Source organism: Emticicia agri (assembly GCF_004168285.1).
GTDB lineage: Bacteria > Bacteroidota > Bacteroidia > Cytophagales > Spirosomataceae > Emticicia > Emticicia agri.
Genome location: NZ_SEWF01000010.1, coordinates 1 through 17,160, shown reverse-complemented (window position 1 = coordinate 17,160; position 17,160 = coordinate 1). Strand labels below are relative to the sequence as shown.

General features: G+C 38.8%; 15 protein-coding genes. 8 read left to right on the top strand and 7 right to left on the bottom strand.

What is annotated here, in order from left to right; all coding sequences use genetic code 11:
• Positions 1-65: 65 nt before the first annotated feature.
• The 3 genes from EWM59_RS08620 to EWM59_RS08610 all read right to left on the bottom strand — a co-directional run bounded on the left by EWM59_RS08620 (position 66) and on the right by EWM59_RS08610 (position 5,843).
• The gene (locus EWM59_RS08620) at positions 66-1,595 is read right to left on the bottom strand and encodes a SusD/RagB family nutrient-binding outer membrane lipoprotein (protein WP_130020560.1); all 1,530 of its coding nucleotides are present in this window, start codon (positions 1,593-1,595) and stop codon (positions 66-68) included.
• A gap of 21 nt (positions 1,596-1,616) precedes the next feature.
• Complete coding sequence (locus EWM59_RS08615) at positions 1,617-4,796, bottom strand: SusC/RagA family TonB-linked outer membrane protein (RefSeq protein WP_130020559.1); 3,180 nt, start codon at positions 4,794-4,796, stop codon at positions 1,617-1,619.
• A gap of 249 nt (positions 4,797-5,045) precedes the next feature.
• The gene (locus EWM59_RS08610) at positions 5,046-5,843 is read right to left on the bottom strand and encodes an SDR family oxidoreductase (RefSeq protein WP_130020558.1); all 798 of its coding nucleotides are present in this window, start codon (positions 5,841-5,843) and stop codon (positions 5,046-5,048) included.
• 140 nt (positions 5,844-5,983) lie between these two features.
• On the opposite strand from EWM59_RS08610, the gene rlmN reads away from it, so the two are divergent.
• Entirely contained in the window at positions 5,984-7,036 is a 1,053-nt protein-coding gene (gene rlmN / locus EWM59_RS08605; protein WP_130020557.1) for a dual-specificity RNA methyltransferase RlmN, read from the top strand.
• A 38-nt stretch (positions 7,037-7,074) separates the two neighbouring features.
• On the top strand, positions 7,075-7,302 hold the full coding sequence (locus EWM59_RS08600; RefSeq protein WP_130020556.1) for a hypothetical protein: 228 nt from the start codon (positions 7,075-7,077) through the stop codon (positions 7,300-7,302).
• Here the strand turns inward: EWM59_RS08600 and EWM59_RS08595 are convergent.
• On the bottom strand, positions 7,282-7,644 hold the full coding sequence (locus tag EWM59_RS08595) for a DoxX family protein (RefSeq protein ID WP_130020555.1): 363 nt from the start codon (positions 7,642-7,644) through the stop codon (positions 7,282-7,284). The two genes, EWM59_RS08600 and EWM59_RS08595, sit on opposite strands and share 21 nt — an antisense overlap.
• A 383-nt stretch (positions 7,645-8,027) precedes the next feature.
• Here EWM59_RS08595 and EWM59_RS08590 point away from each other — a divergent pair, with 383 nt between their 5' ends.
• The 4 genes from EWM59_RS08590 to EWM59_RS08575 all read left to right on the top strand — a co-directional run bounded on the left by EWM59_RS08590 (position 8,028) and on the right by EWM59_RS08575 (position 11,874).
• Entirely contained in the window at positions 8,028-8,624 is a 597-nt protein-coding gene (locus tag EWM59_RS08590; protein ID WP_130020554.1) for a YdeI/OmpD-associated family protein, read from the top strand.
• A gap of 4 nt (positions 8,625-8,628) precedes the next feature.
• Positions 8,629-9,390, top strand: a complete 762-nt coding sequence (locus EWM59_RS08585; RefSeq protein WP_130020553.1) for a cupin domain-containing protein — start codon at positions 8,629-8,631, stop codon at positions 9,388-9,390.
• Between the two features lie 24 nt (positions 9,391-9,414).
• A complete protein-coding gene (locus EWM59_RS08580) occupies positions 9,415-11,124 on the top strand; it encodes an alpha/beta hydrolase (RefSeq protein ID WP_130020552.1) in 1,710 nt (569 codons plus the stop codon).
• Between the two features lie 252 nt (positions 11,125-11,376).
• A complete protein-coding gene (locus EWM59_RS08575) occupies positions 11,377-11,874 on the top strand; it encodes a GtrA family protein (RefSeq protein ID WP_165372145.1) in 498 nt (165 codons plus the stop codon).
• Positions 11,875-11,924: 50 nt separating this feature from the next.
• Here EWM59_RS08575 and EWM59_RS08570 read toward each other — a convergent pair whose 3' ends face one another.
• The 3 genes from EWM59_RS08570 to gnd are packed head-to-tail and all read right to left on the bottom strand — an operon-like array spanning position 11,925 to position 14,721.
• Positions 11,925-12,374, bottom strand: coding sequence for a RidA family protein (locus tag EWM59_RS08570; protein WP_130020550.1), 450 nt, complete (start codon positions 12,372-12,374; stop codon positions 11,925-11,927).
• Entirely contained in the window at positions 12,364-13,809 is a 1,446-nt protein-coding gene (locus EWM59_RS08565; RefSeq protein ID WP_130020549.1) for a gluconokinase, read from the bottom strand. The genes EWM59_RS08570 and EWM59_RS08565 overlap by 11 nt, the downstream gene beginning before the upstream one ends.
• 9 nt (positions 13,810-13,818) lie before the next feature.
• Positions 13,819-14,721, bottom strand: coding sequence for a phosphogluconate dehydrogenase (NAD(+)-dependent, decarboxylating) (gene gnd, locus EWM59_RS08560; protein ID WP_130020548.1), 903 nt, complete (start codon positions 14,719-14,721; stop codon positions 13,819-13,821).
• A gap of 171 nt (positions 14,722-14,892) precedes the next feature.
• Between gnd and EWM59_RS08555 the strand changes: the two genes are divergently transcribed.
• Both EWM59_RS08555 and EWM59_RS08550 read left to right on the top strand, forming a co-directional pair.
• Positions 14,893-16,161, top strand: a complete 1,269-nt coding sequence (locus EWM59_RS08555) for an acyltransferase family protein (RefSeq protein ID WP_130020547.1) — start codon at positions 14,893-14,895, stop codon at positions 16,159-16,161.
• A gap of 72 nt (positions 16,162-16,233) precedes the next feature.
• Complete coding sequence (locus EWM59_RS08550) at positions 16,234-16,896, top strand: 3-keto-disaccharide hydrolase (RefSeq protein WP_130020546.1); 663 nt, start codon at positions 16,234-16,236, stop codon at positions 16,894-16,896.
• Positions 16,897-17,160: the final 264 nt, after the last annotated feature.

Sequence of the window (17,160 nt, the reverse complement as noted above, 5' to 3'; positions counted from 1 at the left end):
TCAAGAGTAGAAACCAAAAAGGGCCCCCGAAGAGGCCCTTTTCTGAAAATATATCTGTGTGTTGTTTAATCAACATCCCAGAATAATCTTGTTGTAAATACATCAACCGTACCTTGTGCTTTTACGTTAGCACCGTTTGAACCATTTTCAGTATTAGGATAGAATAAACGCAACGGACGTTTGGTTTCACCAATGATCTGGATACTTTGCGGAGTAACCGGAAGATTAGTTCTTCTGTATTCTGCCCATGCTTCAAAACCACTGAAGTTATTCAGAGCAATCCATTTCTGAATAGCAATAGCCGCTAATTTATCAGTAGAGGCTTCCCAATCATAATTAACCACACCACTGCCTTTGTAAGCATCAGCATTGGCAGCTCCGGCACCTAATACACGGAATGATTGTTTGATACCTTCTTCAAAATATTGTTGCGCTGTATTGGGTAGTGCTACATCGGCATATCTTTGTTTAGCTTCTGCTAATAAGAACTGAACCTCAGCCGCAGTCATGATAATGTATGGGCGATTAAACTCACCTTTAACTATCAGGCTTGGGCCGAGCGGTACAGTGTTTGCCGGTAAATACCCAGAACTCACACCAAATGGAGTTCCTCTATAATTAGCAGAAACTTCTTTAAGTGTACTTGTTCCCGGAGCATTACCATTCTCACCACTATTAGCATAAGCAATTCTCTTCATACGAAGGGTATCTCCCGTTGCTTTCAAGCTATTAATTAAAAACTCAGTAATACGTGGGTAGTTATTTAAAGCTCTTTTTGCTCCGTTTGCATCATAACCCCAACGGTCATATACAGGGTTCAGTTTACCTGCTGTAGCTAAATAGAAACCTGAACCACCTATACCTACTTCTTCTCCTGTAATGAAACCTGAACCTTCAGCTATAATTTTGCCAATTTCACTTTTGATAAATGCTTCTTTTCCAGGAACTTTTGACTGACGAATCAAGATTCTCATTTTCAATGAATTACCAAACTGCGCCCATTTAGTAAGGTTACCTCTGAATACGAGATCAGCATTAGCGAAGGCACTTGCAAAAGGATTTGCTTTCATATCTGTCTGAGCTTCGTCAATCAATTTAACCAGGTTGTCATAGATAGTTTTTTGGTCATCAAATTTTGGAGCCAACGATGCTGTACCTTTCAATGCATCTGAAAAAGGAACATTACCATACATATCAACCAATTGCTGATACACCATGGCTTTCATGATTTTAGCCGGGCCTTTGAAGTATTTCTGATTGTTGGCATCAGCGTTCTGAATCACATACTCGTAATCCGAAAGGTTATCGTAAATACCATCCCAATAGTTAAAATCGCCATCGGTAAAGTTATAGGCAAATTGAGCAGTATTAATGATATAACCATTTCCTTGTGTCCATTGACCGGCCCAGTATGAACCGATTTCATTGTAACCAAGCATATTGGTTGACGTTACGTTTACTGCATTAGTAAACACAAAACTTGGCGATGCAGTAGGCAGGGTGTTAGGGTTAGTGTTAATATCAAAATATGATTCTTTACAGCTACTACCAACCAAAACAACCAATGCAGATATGATTATTGATTTTAATTTCATGTTTCTCAATTGTATTGTTGATTAAAATGTAAGGTTAAGGTTCACACCATACTGACGTACAGGAGGAGTCTGGCTCGTATTATTGATACCCAAACCGTTTCCTGTGGTGAAGCTATACTCAGGGTCAGTATAGAAGTTCATTTTATCTACGATAGTAATCAGGTTACGACCATAAACAGCGATACTTGCATTTGAGAAAATCTTTGTTTTGGCAAGCAGGCTCTGCGGAACGCTATAAGACAGGTTAATGTCGCGTAATTTGATAAACCAGGCACTGTTTACGAAGTTTTCAGAAATCAAACGATACTGGTCAACCCATAGTGCGTATTCCGGCTCACGAACTTTAACCGTTGTATTAGGAACAACTTTGCCATCAGCATCTAAATAAGCAGAGTTAGGGAAGATTTGGTCTGTTCTGTTTTCAGTCCATTTACCAGAACCTGTGAAAGTCATCTGACGTCCTAAGTCGCTATACATATAGTTACCACCACGATACTCGAAGTTGAAAGTAAAGGCAAAATCACCATAGCTCATTCTTGAACCTAAACCAACAATGTGGCGAGGTAATGTACCACCTCTTGTTTGTAAGGTTGTCTGACGTAAAGGATAACCCGTTGTAGGGCTTACTAAACGATAACCTGAACCATCTGGTGCATATTGATAACCGTCAGTTTTCAACATCGGGAAGCGTGAACCTTTAATTACGTATGTGCTCGCATAAGCATAACCACTTAGCAAGAACTCGTTGATACCAGGATATAATTCCAATACTTTGTTATCGTTATAAGAGTATCTGACACTTGCATCCCAAGAGAATTTGTTTCCTCTTGAAATTAAGTATTTAAACTCACCCTCGTATCCGAAGTTTTTGGTTTCACCTACGTTAATCAACAAGTTAGGGAAACCTGTTGAGTTAGGAACTTTAACTGTAATTACCTGTCCTTTTGAGTTTTGCGTATACGCTGATACGTCGATATTTACTCTGTTATCAAACAACTGGAATTCACCACCAATCTCGGCTGATGTTACAGTTTCCGGTTTCAGGTTGGCATCAGGCAATCTGTTACCTACCGTTAAACCTACTGTATTGCCATAAGGGAAGTTAGGACCATTCGGATAGGTTAAATCTAAACCATATACATCAATATTGTCATTGGCGTTTTTGTTATAGTTCACACGCAATTTGGCATAGTTTAGCACATTGCTTTTCAAAGACGGGAACGCATCTGTTGGGATAAACGACAAAGCAACACCGTAGTAAGGATAAGACCAAAGATTGTTCGGACGAGTTGGTTTGTAGAACAACGAAGTCTGGTCATAACGGAAAGTACCGTTCAGAATCAACCAGTTTTTGAAGTTAGAGGTTAAGTCAGCATAATAACCCACACGACGTTGCAAAGTATTGCCTTCGCCACCACCAAGCTCACCCTGACGATTTGAAACGTTGTAGATATCAGGTACTACAATTGAGCTTGAACTAACCGTTACTTCTTTTACATAACGTTGGTATAAGCTATGGCCTAAGATTAATTTATTAGCAAACGGACCAAAGTCTTTCTCTAATAATAACTGGAACTCGTTGTTTAAAACATTTTCAGTTCTGGTGAAGTCGGTAACACCACCTAAGATATCAGTAATAGCACGATACACTCCTGTACCATCACCATCACGGAAGAATGGTTCAGCAATAAAGGCTTTTGTTTTAGCGTAATCAGAATATAAGAATTTACCTGTGCGGTTTTTCTGAGTACGAGAGTTGTTCATGATACCTAAGCGGTTGCTGATAGTAGCCCAAGGCGTAATTTTATAAGTAGCGTTCAGGTTACCGCTGATGTTGGCATCTTTGTAAACCTGACGGTTGTTATCAGCATTGAAATACGGGTTATTATAATAATCGTTAAAGAATGCGTTCGGATTAGCAAATTTATCAGTTTGCCAGTCACGGTATTCATCAATCGGAAGGTTGGCCGGCTGGTTGATTACGTCGTTATAGAAGTCAGCAGAAGTTCTGTCATACTGTGCTTGTGTATAACTTGCATTGAAACCAACTGATAATTTGTTGAATTCTCTGGTTGAAGAAACACGGGCACCTGTTCTCTCACTTTTATCGTTAGGTACAATCCCTTGAATCTTCTGATTTTCTAATGACATATAGAAAGTACTGTTATCATCACCACCCGAGAAGTTAATCTGGTTGTTCATAGAAACACCAGTATCAAAAGCCTTGTAGCGTGCCCCATCAACAGCGGCATATTTTACTATGTTAGTAGTACCATCTTCTGCACTACGACCTAACTGACGCATTGAGCCATCGAATGGGTCTCCAAATTGTTGGTTTTCATAAGCTCTCCAGTTACCTTTCATACGCACCAATGGGTCGGCACTATAACCGGCTGAACCAAACGATGGGTAGTAGTGTGAACCTGAACCGTATTTATCCTGAAAGTCAGGCAAGAAACTGATTTGCTCAAAGTTAGTACTGTTTGAGTAACCCACTTTGATTTTACCTTTAGTACCTCTTTTGGTTGTAATAACCAAGGCACCATTGATACCTGCCGAACCATACAATGTAGCGGCCTGACCACCTTTCAGGATAGAGATATTATCAATATCATTTGGGTTAATCATGGCTAATACAGTAGAAGTAGTCTGCATACCATCAACAACAATCAGGGCTTCATTATTACCGGTTAGTGAACGGAAACCACGTAATACGATTTTTACAGATGGGTCAACGCTATTGTTCACGTTGTAAACAGCCAGCCCGGTTACTTTTCCTGAAAGCGCCTGCGCTAATTGAGGAGAACGACCTACTGTTACATCTTCAGTACTTACTTTTGAATAAGCATAACCTACTTCTCTCAGGTTTTTACGAATACCCTGAGCAGTTACAACCACCTCATTTAATTGAGCTGCATCACTTTTTAAAGTGATGTCAATAGTAGTAGCATTACCGACAACGGCGGTTTGTGTTTCAAAACCGATGAAACTGAATAAAAGGGACGCACCTTTTTTTGCAGAAACTTTGTAGATACCATTTGCGTCTGTTTGTACACCTTGATTTGTGCCTTTTACTACGACACTCACACCGGGAAGAACCGAACCATCGTCAGCCGTAACTTTTCCGGTTACATTGACATTTTGGGCATAAGCATAGCTACCCCATACCAGCATCATGCAGGCAAGTAGAAGTTTCCTCATACAGTTTGTTTAGTTTGTTTGTTAGTTTAATTTATTATAAATAGGTGTGTTAGGCCACTTATTCGAACGTTAAATTAATAACTTTTTTTTTCAAAAAATAAATTCAAATAAAAAAAAATAAATTTTTAATTTTTTTTACAAATAAATGAACTAATTGGCCAATAACATAGGATTTTTCTTAGAAAAACGGAGAAATTGAAAAGTAAATAAAGTCTAAAGTATTTTCCTGAAACTGATTTTGGCAGAATATTATTTGGGTATTTGGTTTCTCATAATCCTGGAAAGTAAGCCCGGGAAAAATCGTTTTAAATAAACACCTAATACCTCTTTGCGACCAATATATACTTCCTGCTTACCAATAGCAATGGCATTAACTATACTTGTAGCACAATCTTCCGGTGATATTCCTCTGGCCTGGTTCTGATCCATCCGGCCGTGCTTGCTGCCATCGCCTGAAATGGCATTAACAGAGATATTAGTATGTATATAGCCGGGGCAAATAATAGTAACCTGGATATTTTCTCTCCATACCTCGGCTCTTAATGAATCAAAAAAACCATGTAGTGCATGTTTGGTAGCACAGTAACCCGAGCGCATAGGTGTGCCTAATTTGCCTGATATACTACTGGTAACCGCTATGCTCCCGCTTTTTTGTTTGAGCATCACAGGCAATACTGCTTTTGTTAAAGCCACCACACCAAAAAAATTAATGTCCATAATTTTATGATAGACCTCCATATCGCTTTCTATGACCGAACTTCTCTGCGAAATACCAGCATTATTAAACAGTACATCTATGCTACCAAAGTACTTCAACACTTCTTTAACTTTAGCCGGAAATTCATCTTGTTTTTCTACATCAATGGGTAACACTAATACGTCGGTATCAGGCAAATTTGTGTTTTTCTTTACCCTTTGTAATTCATCTTCTCTTCTGGCCGAAATAACCAGTCTGGCACCTTCTTTAGCAAACTCATAAACGGTAGCTTCGCCAATACCTGAGGAAGCACCTGTAATCCAGACAACCTTATTTAAAAATCTTTTCATTTTTTGTTAATTCTTTCAAGCGACAAAACTTCTATTCTTTAATTATTGTTTAAATAAACTAAGGTTTTGATAGGATAATTCAGTATATCTTGGTAAAAACCCTAAATATTTCAGAACTTTGCAAAATAGTTGAAGAAAATATGGAAAAACAAGATATACGAAAGCTTTCTGTTGATCAATTGAAAACGTGGCTTTCAGCAAATGGCGAACAGGGTTTTCGGGCAAAACAGATTTCGGAATGGTTGTGGAAAAAGTCGGCAAGGAGTTTTGACGAAATGACTAACCTTTCGTTAAAAACAAGAGAGCTGTTAAAAGAAAATTTTGAAATTAGAACCGTATCTGTTCTCAGAAAACAGGTATCTAACGATAAAACCATCAAATCGGGTTTCAGATTATTTGATGGTAATCTGGTAGAGGGTGTATTGATTCCGGCAGATGACCGTATGACGGCCTGTGTATCCTCACAAGTAGGTTGTTCGCTTACCTGTAAGTTTTGTGCAACAGGTTATATGCCTCGCAAAAGAAACCTTGATGCGGCCGAAATTTACGACCAGGTTGTATTAATCAAAGAACAGGCAGAGCAACACTATCAGGCGCCACTTACCAATATAGTTTATATGGGTATGGGAGAACCCTTACTCAATTATGCCAGTATGTTAGAGTCTATCGAGCGCATTACCTCACCTGATGGATTGGGGTGGTCGCCCAAGCGTATAACCGTAAGCACTGCCGGTATTGCTAAAATGATTCAGAAATTAGGTGATGATGGCGTAAAGTTTAACCTGGCCTTATCGCTCCATGCAGCCAATGATGTAAAGCGCAATGAGATTATGCCTATCAACGAAACCAACTCATTGAAGAACCTGGCAACTGCCCTCAATTATTTCTATAAAAAGACAGGCAACCGCATTACCTTTGAGTACATTGTTTTCAACGACTTCAACGATTCTCTGCAAGATGCCAAAGAATTGTGGGAGTTTACCAAGAAAGTACCTGCCAAAGTAAACATTATAGAATATAACCCAATTGCCGAAGCCGATTTCATTAATACATCAGAAGATAAACTCAGCAAGTTTGCTAAGTTCTTGGAGGATAAAGGCGTTGTGGTGAATGTAAGGAGAAGTAGAGGGAAAGACATTGATGCAGCCTGTGGGCAATTAGCCATTAAAGAACCAAATGTTGCTGCTGCTTAGAGGGGAGAAGGGAAAAATGGAACACGGAGAAAAAAAGAATGGAAAAAAGAAATTTTACTTTTTCCATGTTCCTTTCTCCTTTTAAAAATATAGCTTTTATAAAGATGTATAGAAAAGGTAGTGATGTGTGGAGAAAAGAAGAATGGAAAAGGCATTTACTTCTGCTTGTTCCACTCTCCATGTTCCTTTCTCATTTTAAAAAGATGTATAGAAAAGGTAGCGTTGAGTTGTGTGGATTAATTGTTTTATTTGATGGTAGTATTTAGCCACATATTCAAGACCAGAATCAGTAGGAGATGAGCCAGTACAGTTAATACGGCAAATAATTCCTTTTTGGGTTCACGATGAATCATATTATTAAAAAAGGTACCTGTTAAGATAATGCCCCAGATAGCAATTCCAAACAAGCGAAGTTCGGGGAACAAGATAGCTACCGCTCCGATAATCTCAACCACACCAAGTACCTGCATCATTTTTATCGGATAGCCCCAGGCGGCAAATTTTCTGATTTTAGCCGGTTCTGCAATCATTTTTACATAACCGTAATAAAAAGTAGGCCCTACAAAAAGTGCTACTAAAATCCATTGAAGAGTTGTTAATAGTTCCATAATTAAGGTTATTTTGTTTCCTTAACAAAGGTACTACCCCCTATTGACAACCCTATGTCAGCAATGTTTCAGTTTTTTTAAATTATTTTATTCTTTTTTCAGTAGCAGATTTTTACTCTATATTTACTACCATAACTTTATTTTAAAGAGATAGAATAAGGGTGTTACTCCTAGTTAAAACACCAGTTTTAGCTTGAAAAATTAAAATGGCTCAAGCCTTTCAGCCTTACCAAAGGATAATTATATTTGTTTGTAATCTATAGAGTTATATTCGCATATTTTTGAAGCCGGAAACTCTGACTTTATAAAAGCAAATCGAAGATTTATTGGTTGCCTGAAATGCTTACTCTTATGGAACTTCTGGTTGTTAAATAGTAAAGAAAATGGCAAAAAATGACTTTGCACATGCAATTGCTTTTGAAAACAGACAGGCATGGAGGCAATGGCTATCGGAAAATCATAACCAGGAAAAAAGTATCTGGATTAAAATCTATAAAAAACAGAGTCAGACACCAAGTGTTACTTATGACGAGGCCGTAGATGAGGCACTTTGTTTTGCCTGGGTTGATAGCTCAATCAAAAGTGGAAACGAAGACTATTACTATCAGTTTTTTGCCAGACGTAATCCTAAAAGTAACTGGAGTAGAGTCAATAAAGCTAAAGTTGATAAACTACTTGCTGATGGACTAATGACAGAAGCAGGCATGAAAGTAATTGATTTTGCCAAAGAAAACGGTTATTGGACAGCCCTTGATGATGTAGAAAACCTGATAAACCCGGCTGATTTGCAAGCGGCTTTGGACAATAATCCAACAGCAAAGACTTATTTTGAGGCTTTCCCCCGCTCGGTAAAAAGAGGTATTTTGGAGTGGCTGCTTAATGCCAGACAGGAAGCAACCCGTGAGAAGAGAATCACAGAAATAGTAACACTCGCAGAAAAAAACATACGTGCAAACCAATATACACCTAAGCAAAAGTAAATTAATGCAAATACAAAACAGACGGGATTTTGGTAAACAACTATTGGGTACAGCCCTTAACTATTTTTTGTTAGAAAGTCTTTTCAGCTCACAGGCTTTTGCCAGGCCTATCTTGCCTATAGCCAATCACTGGGCAAAACAATTGAGTGAGATTTGTAATGATTTGAAACTGGAAAAGATTTCTCCGGTGCTATGGCAAACCCAGGTAGAGAAGCTATTCAATCATATAGCATTAGAAGAGTTATTGAAATTCATTGATTTTCAAACCTTGACCAAAAACTTTGATTATCCTGATTTAGGCGTAAATACTAAAATGATTACGTTTCCGAAACTGGACGGCTTGCCTGAAAAGACTGTTTTCATCAAGAAAATTTTTGGTATGAAAAAAGACAGGGCGATTATCCCTCATGGACATTCCAATATGTCGTCGGCACATTTAGTTTTAAAAGGAGAATTTGCCTTGAAACATTATGATAAAGTAGAAGAAGATGAGAAGAACCTATTCATCAAACCAACTATCGAAAAAAAGGCTAAAGTGGGTAGTAGCTCCTCTATTTCAGACGATAAAAATAATATCCACTGGTTTATAGCTAATACTGAAACTGCCTTTACTTTTGATGTGATTATGCTCGATTTGGGTGGAAAAGAATATGATATTCATAACATTGATATTGAAGCCGGAGAAAAAACAGGCAATGGACTGATACGTGCCCCGAAAATGGATGTGCAGACGGCTTTGAAAAAGTATGGAAAGCAACATCATTAACAAACATATACTAAACTAAACCTTATGAAAAAAAATCTCCTTTGGGCTTTTCTGCTTTTGTCGGCAGGTAGCTTTGCACAAACTCAGTTTTCCATTACAGCACCTAATCAGCAAGGGCTTTTAGATGGTCGGTTATTAGTAATGCTCTCAACCAGTGCCGATAGAGAGCCACGCTTTGATATAACCGATGCACTGAATACGCAATTGGTATTTGGGATAGATGCCGAAAACTGGAATGGCGCACAGGCCAAAGTAATCAACAATGCCAATGGGTTTGGCTATCCGAAAAGATACATGAAAGAAGTGCCTGCCGGAGAATATTATGTACAGGTATTGCTACATAAATATGAAACGTTTCATCGGAAAGACGGGCATACGGTAAAAATGCCTATGGATAGAGGAGAAGGACAACAATGGAACAGGGCACCGGGGAATTTGTATTCAAAACCCATCAAAATAAAATTTGACCCTAAAGGCACCTCAGTAATAAAACTAAGTTTAGACCAGGTAATTCCGCCAATTGAAGAACCTAAAGATACCAAATATATCAAACACATCAAGATTCAGAGCAAATTGCTGACAGAGTTCTGGGGTAGACCTATGTATCTGGGCGCACATATATTATTACCAGAAGGTTTTGATGAACACCCGAATGTAAAATATCCATTGGCAATTTTCCACGGGCATTTCCCTGATGATTTTGATGGCTTCCGTACTATTCCGCCTGATGAGAACCTGAAAACTGACGATTACAATGCACGTTTTAAGCTCTATGGCTATAACAAAATAGTTCAGCAGGAAGCGTATGATTTCTACAAAATATGGACAGGTAAGGATTTCCCTCGGGTATTAGCCATCGAGATTCAACACGCTTGTCCGTTTTATGACGATTCTTATGCCGTTAATTCAGAGAATATCGGGCCTTATGGTGATGCCATTACGTATGAACTGATTCCTGAAATTGAAAAAAGATTCAGAGGTATTGGCGAAGGCTGGGCAAGGTTTACCTATGGTGGCTCAACAGGTGGCTGGGAGGCATTGGCAGTGCAGGTGAAATACCCTGACCAATACAATGGTTGCTATGCGGCTTGTCCTGACCCGATAGATTTCAGAGCTTTTACTACTGTGAATATCTACGAAGATAAAAACGCTTACTGGTACGAAAGTCAGTTTAAAAAATTAGCTAAACCTGGACACAGAGATTACCTTGGCCAGGTATCGGCTACAGTAGCTGAAATGAATATGCGGGAACTGGCCTTAGGTACTAAAACCCGCAGCGGACAGCAATTTGACATCTGGGAAGCGGTTTATTCGCCCGTGGGCAAAGATGGCTATCCCAAACGGATATGGGATAAAGAAACCGGGGTGATAGATAAAGAGGTTGCCAATTACTGGAAAGAGAACTATGATTTAGCTTACATATTGAAAAGAGACTGGGCTAAAAATGGTGAGAAGTGGAAGGGCAGAATACACATTTATTGCGGCGATATGGATAACTATTACCTGAATAATGCAGTATACCTGACCGAAGAAATGCTGAAAGGCTTATCGAACCCTTCGTATGATGGAGAAGTGGATTATGGCGACAGAGCCGAACATTGCTGGAATGGCGACCATACTCAGCCAAATGCTATTTCAAGACTGCGTTATCACCGGATGTTTATACCCAAATGGGCAGAAGAAGTTAAGAAGACGGCTCCTAAAGGCGTTGACTTAAAAAGTTGGAGGTATTAATTCTTGCGGGGCGAACCGAGCGACGGTCGCTTCCAGTTCGCGGTTACTTAAATTCGCAGTAAACTTTGAATAGTAATTGGTGTCTGACAATATTCTCACTATTTGAAGTATTACTGCGAACGGGACGTTTGCGCCACATGAGCCACAAAAGAGTAGTTAACAATATTTAATGTACCCACCTCATAAATTTTTCTTACTTTTGACGTTCTATGAATAAATAAGATTAAAAAATTCAAAAAGTAAAAATATATTGTGATAAAATTAGAAGGCAGACTTGCCAAATATAAAGAACTGATTTCGTATTTCCTCATTGCCTGTTCGGGGGTCGTTATACAGCTGATTGTAAGTTCTCTTACACAAAATTTCTTCGGGTTTTCTTTTGAATTATCTATCGCCACAGGCTATATAGTGGCTTTTATTATCGGTTTTTTTCTTACCAAGATTTTCGCTTTTAATCAACGGCACTCCAAAAACTCTTTCAGAGAAGGGATAAAGTTCTTATTGGTTTCTTTTATTTCAGGCTTTATTACAGTAAAAGGTGCTTATTATTGCAAGTACTTTTTAGACGAATGGGGTGTTTTTGGCAAAGAACAACTTATGTTTAATAAAAGTATAGATATAGCAGGCTTGATTTCTCACTTCTTCGGGATGGGAATGAGCTTTGTAGTCAATTTCATTTCACACAAGCATTTTACTTTTAGAACTACAGGTATCTACCACAATTTCAGGTTGTTTTTTCAGCGGAGTTGATAGATGTATGACGATTTTGCGAATTTTTATCAATTAAATGCTCTACTCAATTAGTTAGATGATACTATGGCAATAGCATCAATTTCAATCAATAACCCGTCTAAGGCTAAAGATTGTACGCCAAGCCATGTACTTACAGGAAGTTTCTTATGTGTAAAAATCTTTTGAAAGGCCTCACTGATACATTCGGCATCACTAAAGCGATAGTCTTTTATATAAATATTTAGCTTAACAACATCTTCCGGTACTGCTCCTACAGAAGATAGTGCAGTTTTAACATTCTGAAAAGCCTGATTTGCCTGAACTGATAAATTATTTAAGCCAATGATTTGATTGTCTTTATCCATTGATACCTGCCCTGAAAGATAAATAGTTCGGTAATACCCACTATCAACCACTACTACCTGAGAAAAGGCATTTTCCCATTTAGGTAACTCCTCCGGATTTATAAAGTCTTTTTCTATCATTATCTTTAACTCAAACAGCTTCTTAAAATTCATCTTTCAATTTCTCATAAAGCCGTTCGAATTTCTGGTGAAGCTGACTATATTTTTCAGCAACCGCAAGGTTAGGTAAAAACTCTTTTCCTTTCGCTACTGTATTGGCTGCTTCTTTCATATTCAGGGCTTTCATGGCTAATAATGCCGCACCCCATGCCGAGCCTTCAACGGTTTCGCAGATAACTACTTTTTTCTGAAAAATATCGGCAACTAACTGTAACCAGAAATCGCTTTTGGCAAAGCCTCCACTGGCACATATTTCATGTATCTGCTGTTGTTCCATTAATATCTTTCCAATCGAATACACATTCAGAATTAACCCCTCCATAACCGCCCTTACAAGGTGGGCTTGCGTATGCGTAATGCTTAACCCAAAAAATACCCCTTTTGCCTTAGCATTCCACACAGGGGCTCGTTCGCCTAAAATGTAGGGCAAAAACAAAAGATTTTCGCTACCTATTTCTAATTTCTGTGCTTCTTCTATCAGTTTAGCAATAGAGTTCTTTGAGCCTAATATCTGTTCTTCCAGCCATTGTAGTACTATTCCGCCATTATTAGTAGCACCACCGATGATATATTGATTTTCAAAAAGGAAGAAATTGAAAGTCCGCATTTTGGCATCGGTGTACGGCTGTGCTACACACATTCTTACAGCACCGCTTGTACCCATCGTAAAAGCCATTTGCCCGGGATTCATGGCTCCTGACCCTAAATTAGCTAAAGGCCCGTCACCTGCGCCAATCACATAATTTACTAAAGGGAGATTAGGGTTTGTATCGTTTTTCTGTATATGCGTAGTAGAAACCAACCGGGGTAGCTGCTCTGCCGAAATACCTAAAGTAGTTAAGGCTAAAGTATCCCAGGCTGATTCGCTGAAATTAAACAGTCCACTACCTGATGCCAAAGAGTAATCGATAGTATATTCACCAAATAGCCTGAACCACAGGTATTCTTTAATGCCTATAAATTTGTGTGTCCGGCTGAAAATCTCCGGCTCGTTTTCTTTCAGCCATAATATTTTACTGAAAACCGAAAAAGGATGAATCGGGATACCTGTTCGATGATACAATTCCTGCCCTAAGTCTGTTGCTTTTAATTGATTGGCTAATTCAGTAGCACGGTTGTCAGCCCATATCATTAATCTGGTAAGGGGCTTGCCATCTTTATCCATCACTATTAATCCGTGCATGGCCGATGAAAAAGAAACAATACTTTTATCAGCCAGTGAGGGCAGCACAATCATGCTCAAAGATTTCTGAAAAGCCTCGTAGATTTCTTCAGGGTCTTGCTCACTCCAGTTAGGGTGTGGGTGTGTCATATCATAGCCACTGCTGAACTGGCTCAATACGTTCCCTTTTGTATCAAAAGCAACAGCTTTAGTAGTAGTAGTTCCTACATCAATACCCACAAAATAGTCAAAAGTTATTTCTGCCATGCAATCTTCCTAATTCGCTTTTTCTACTGCATGTCCACCAAACTCATTTCTCAAGGCCGCTACTACTTTACCCGAAAAAGTGTCTTCCTGCTGTGAACGATAACGCATCAATAAAGACAAAGCAATAACAGGCGTTGGCACACCCAAATCAAGCGCCGTTTCAAGTGTCCATTTACCTTCACCCGACGAGTGCATAATTCCTTTGATGGCATCTAAATGCGGGTCTTTTCTGAAAGCATTTTCAGTCAGTTCCATCAGCCAGCTTCGTACTACCGAACCATGATTAAATAGTTTGGCTACAGCCTCAAAATTAATGTCATATTCCGAGCGTTCAAAAACCTCAAAACCTTCGGCAATGGCCTGCATCATGCCATATTCAATACCGTTGTGTACCATCTTCACAAAATGCCCACTGCCTGATGCTCCGGTGTATAGATACCCGTTTTCTAACGAAATATCTTTAAATACACGCTCTACATACGCAAATGTTTCTTTATCTCCGCCAATCATCGTACAGGCGCCGTGCAAAGCCCCACTGGTGCCACCACTCGTGCCACAATCAAGGTAACTGATGCCTTTACTTTTTAAATAGTTATAACGCTTCACAGACTCTTTATAATGAGAGTTTCCTCCATCAATAACAATATCGTCAGCAGATAGGTAATTCAATAACTCTTCAATTACACTATCAACAATGCTCCCTGCCGGAACCATCAGCCAGATTACCCTTCTACCAGTCAGTTTTTCACATACTTCTTTCAAAGTATTGGCAGTAGTAATACCTCCTTCTTCTCCGATTTTCCTGACCGATTCGGCATTTACATCCTGTGCTACTACTTCGTAATGATGATTACGTAAATTAAGGGCTAAATTATAACCCATTTTACCAAGACCGACAATTCCAATTTGCATAGTAAAATCCCTGAACAGGGTAGGTTTGAATGATAAATAATGATAGCTTACTCGCTGATTCAAAACTACAAAAATTTATTTGCTTACAGGAATCTGAATTGATAAAAGGTAGCAATTGCAACAATTCAGGCAGATATTCATTAACTTGCCATAAAATAAACCTAATCAGAAATGAAGCAACGCCTGACGTCATTAGACGTTTTCAGAGGCATGACCATCATGCTTATGACCATTGTGAACAACCCGGGTGATTGGGGTAATCTATATCCACCGCTTGAACACGCCGAATGGCATGGATGTACACTAACCGACCTCGTATTTCCTTTCTTTTTGTTCATTGTGGGTATATCTACGGTTTTATCAATGCCTATCAAAAGGTTCGATGCTTCAACTTTTGAACGCATCATTACCCGTACACTTAGGCTTTTCTTGTTGGGTTTGTTTCTCAATTTCTTCTCCAAAATAAATATTGGTTCACTGACAGGCATTCCACTACTACTGGTACGTTTAAGTATTACCGCCCTTGTTACAATGGCTTTATTGGGTGATTATGATAAAAAAAGACAGTTTTTTATAGCCGTAGGGCTGTTTATTGTTATGATGGTTTTAGCTTTTGTAGCCGAAGATTTTAAAGAGGTGCGTATTCCGGGCGTATTGCAACGCATAGCTATTGTTTATATGATTGTGTCTATTCTGTATGCTACTACCAACACAATCACCCAGCTTATTATTGGTCTGGTATGCTTATTGGGCTATTGGGCTTTAATGACATTGGTATCTGTGCCAGGAGTTGGTGCTGCTAATGTTGAGAAAGGCACTAATTTAGCAGCCTGGTTAGATAACTTCTTATTGCCGGGGCATCTATGGGCTACTTCAAAAACATGGGACCCTGAGGGGATTTTAAGCACGATTCCTGCTATCGGAACAGGGATAGCCGGGGTGTTGACAGGCACCTTACTGAGCAATAATTTTGAGAAAAACAAAAAAGCTATTTATCTGCTTACTGCCGGAGTAGTGAGTGTAATGATAGGTTTCTTATGGGGCATAGTTTTTCCTATCAATAAGGCACTCTGGACAAGCTCTTTTGTGCTATACACAGCCGGATGGGCCTTGTTGGCATTAGGGATTCTGTATTTTGTGATAGATGTGATACGCTTTGATTTCTGGAACAAACCTTTTGTGATTTTCGGGGTGAATCCGATGGTTGTATTTTTCTTTTCAGGCATTATTCCACGGATACTGAATATGATAAAAATTCCGGTAGTAGATAGAACACCTGAAGAAAGCCCGGGATTAATAGCATGGATGTATGAATATGGCATTGCTCCGTTTTTCAGTGAGCCAAAAAATGCTTCTCTGGCGGGTGCTTTGGTATATGTGCTTATCTGGTTTGTGATTTTATGGTTTTTTTACAGAAGAAAATTAATTTTTAAAGTGTAAATTTCGTTCCTTAGTACAAATTTTCACCATGAACCTCTTCAATCGGTTCTATATCAACCTAAGTATTTGACAATGAAAAAATTATTGATTTCTGCTTTAGCTATTTGTGCCATCAATGCCTCGGCACAGACAGGAAAATGGGTAAAATTGTTTGATGGAAAAACCACTAATGGCTGGCATACCTGGCAGGCAAAAGAGGTAAAGGGCTGGCACGTAATGAATGGAGTATTGATGACACACGGCGGTAGTGGCGACCTTGTAACTGATAAAGAATATGAAAACTACGAATTAGAGTTTGATTTCAAGGCGGCACCTAAAGGTAATAGCGGAGTGATTTACAAAGTAATTGAATCACCTGAAGCAAAAGCCAGCTATATGTCGGGTCCTGAATACCAGATTATCGATGATAAAAATTACCCTGCACAATTGAAAGATTCTCAGAAAACAGCTTCTAATTACGATTTGCAGCCGCCAAAGGATTTTAGTATTGTAAAACCTGCCGGGCAGTGGAACAAAGGGAAAATTATTATCAAAGATGGCCACATTGAGCATTGGCTGAATGGCGAAAAAGTAGTGGAATATGAATATGGTAGCACCGACTGGCATTCGATGGTGGCTAAAAGTAAATTCCCGACATGGGATTACGCCAAGCCACACGCCAAAGGCAAAATAGCCTTACAAGACCACGGCGATATGGTTTCATTCAGAAATATCAGAATCAGAGAACTGGAATAAAACAAACATGAGTCATCCCGAATTTTGGGACTGGTAAATAAAAAAAAAGAACCTTCTGGTTAAATTTGTGAATCACTACAAACACAAATCAATCAGGAGGTCTTTTTATGTTTACAATATTATCAAAAACTAAGCAAACACACAATAAGACAGGTGCTTTTCTTCTAAGTCAATCCAGTCAATATCTTCAAAGTATTCTCACAAAACTTGATTCTCAAATAGATAAGCGTCTAAGCCGTACATTTTTTGATTTATTTATGGCCA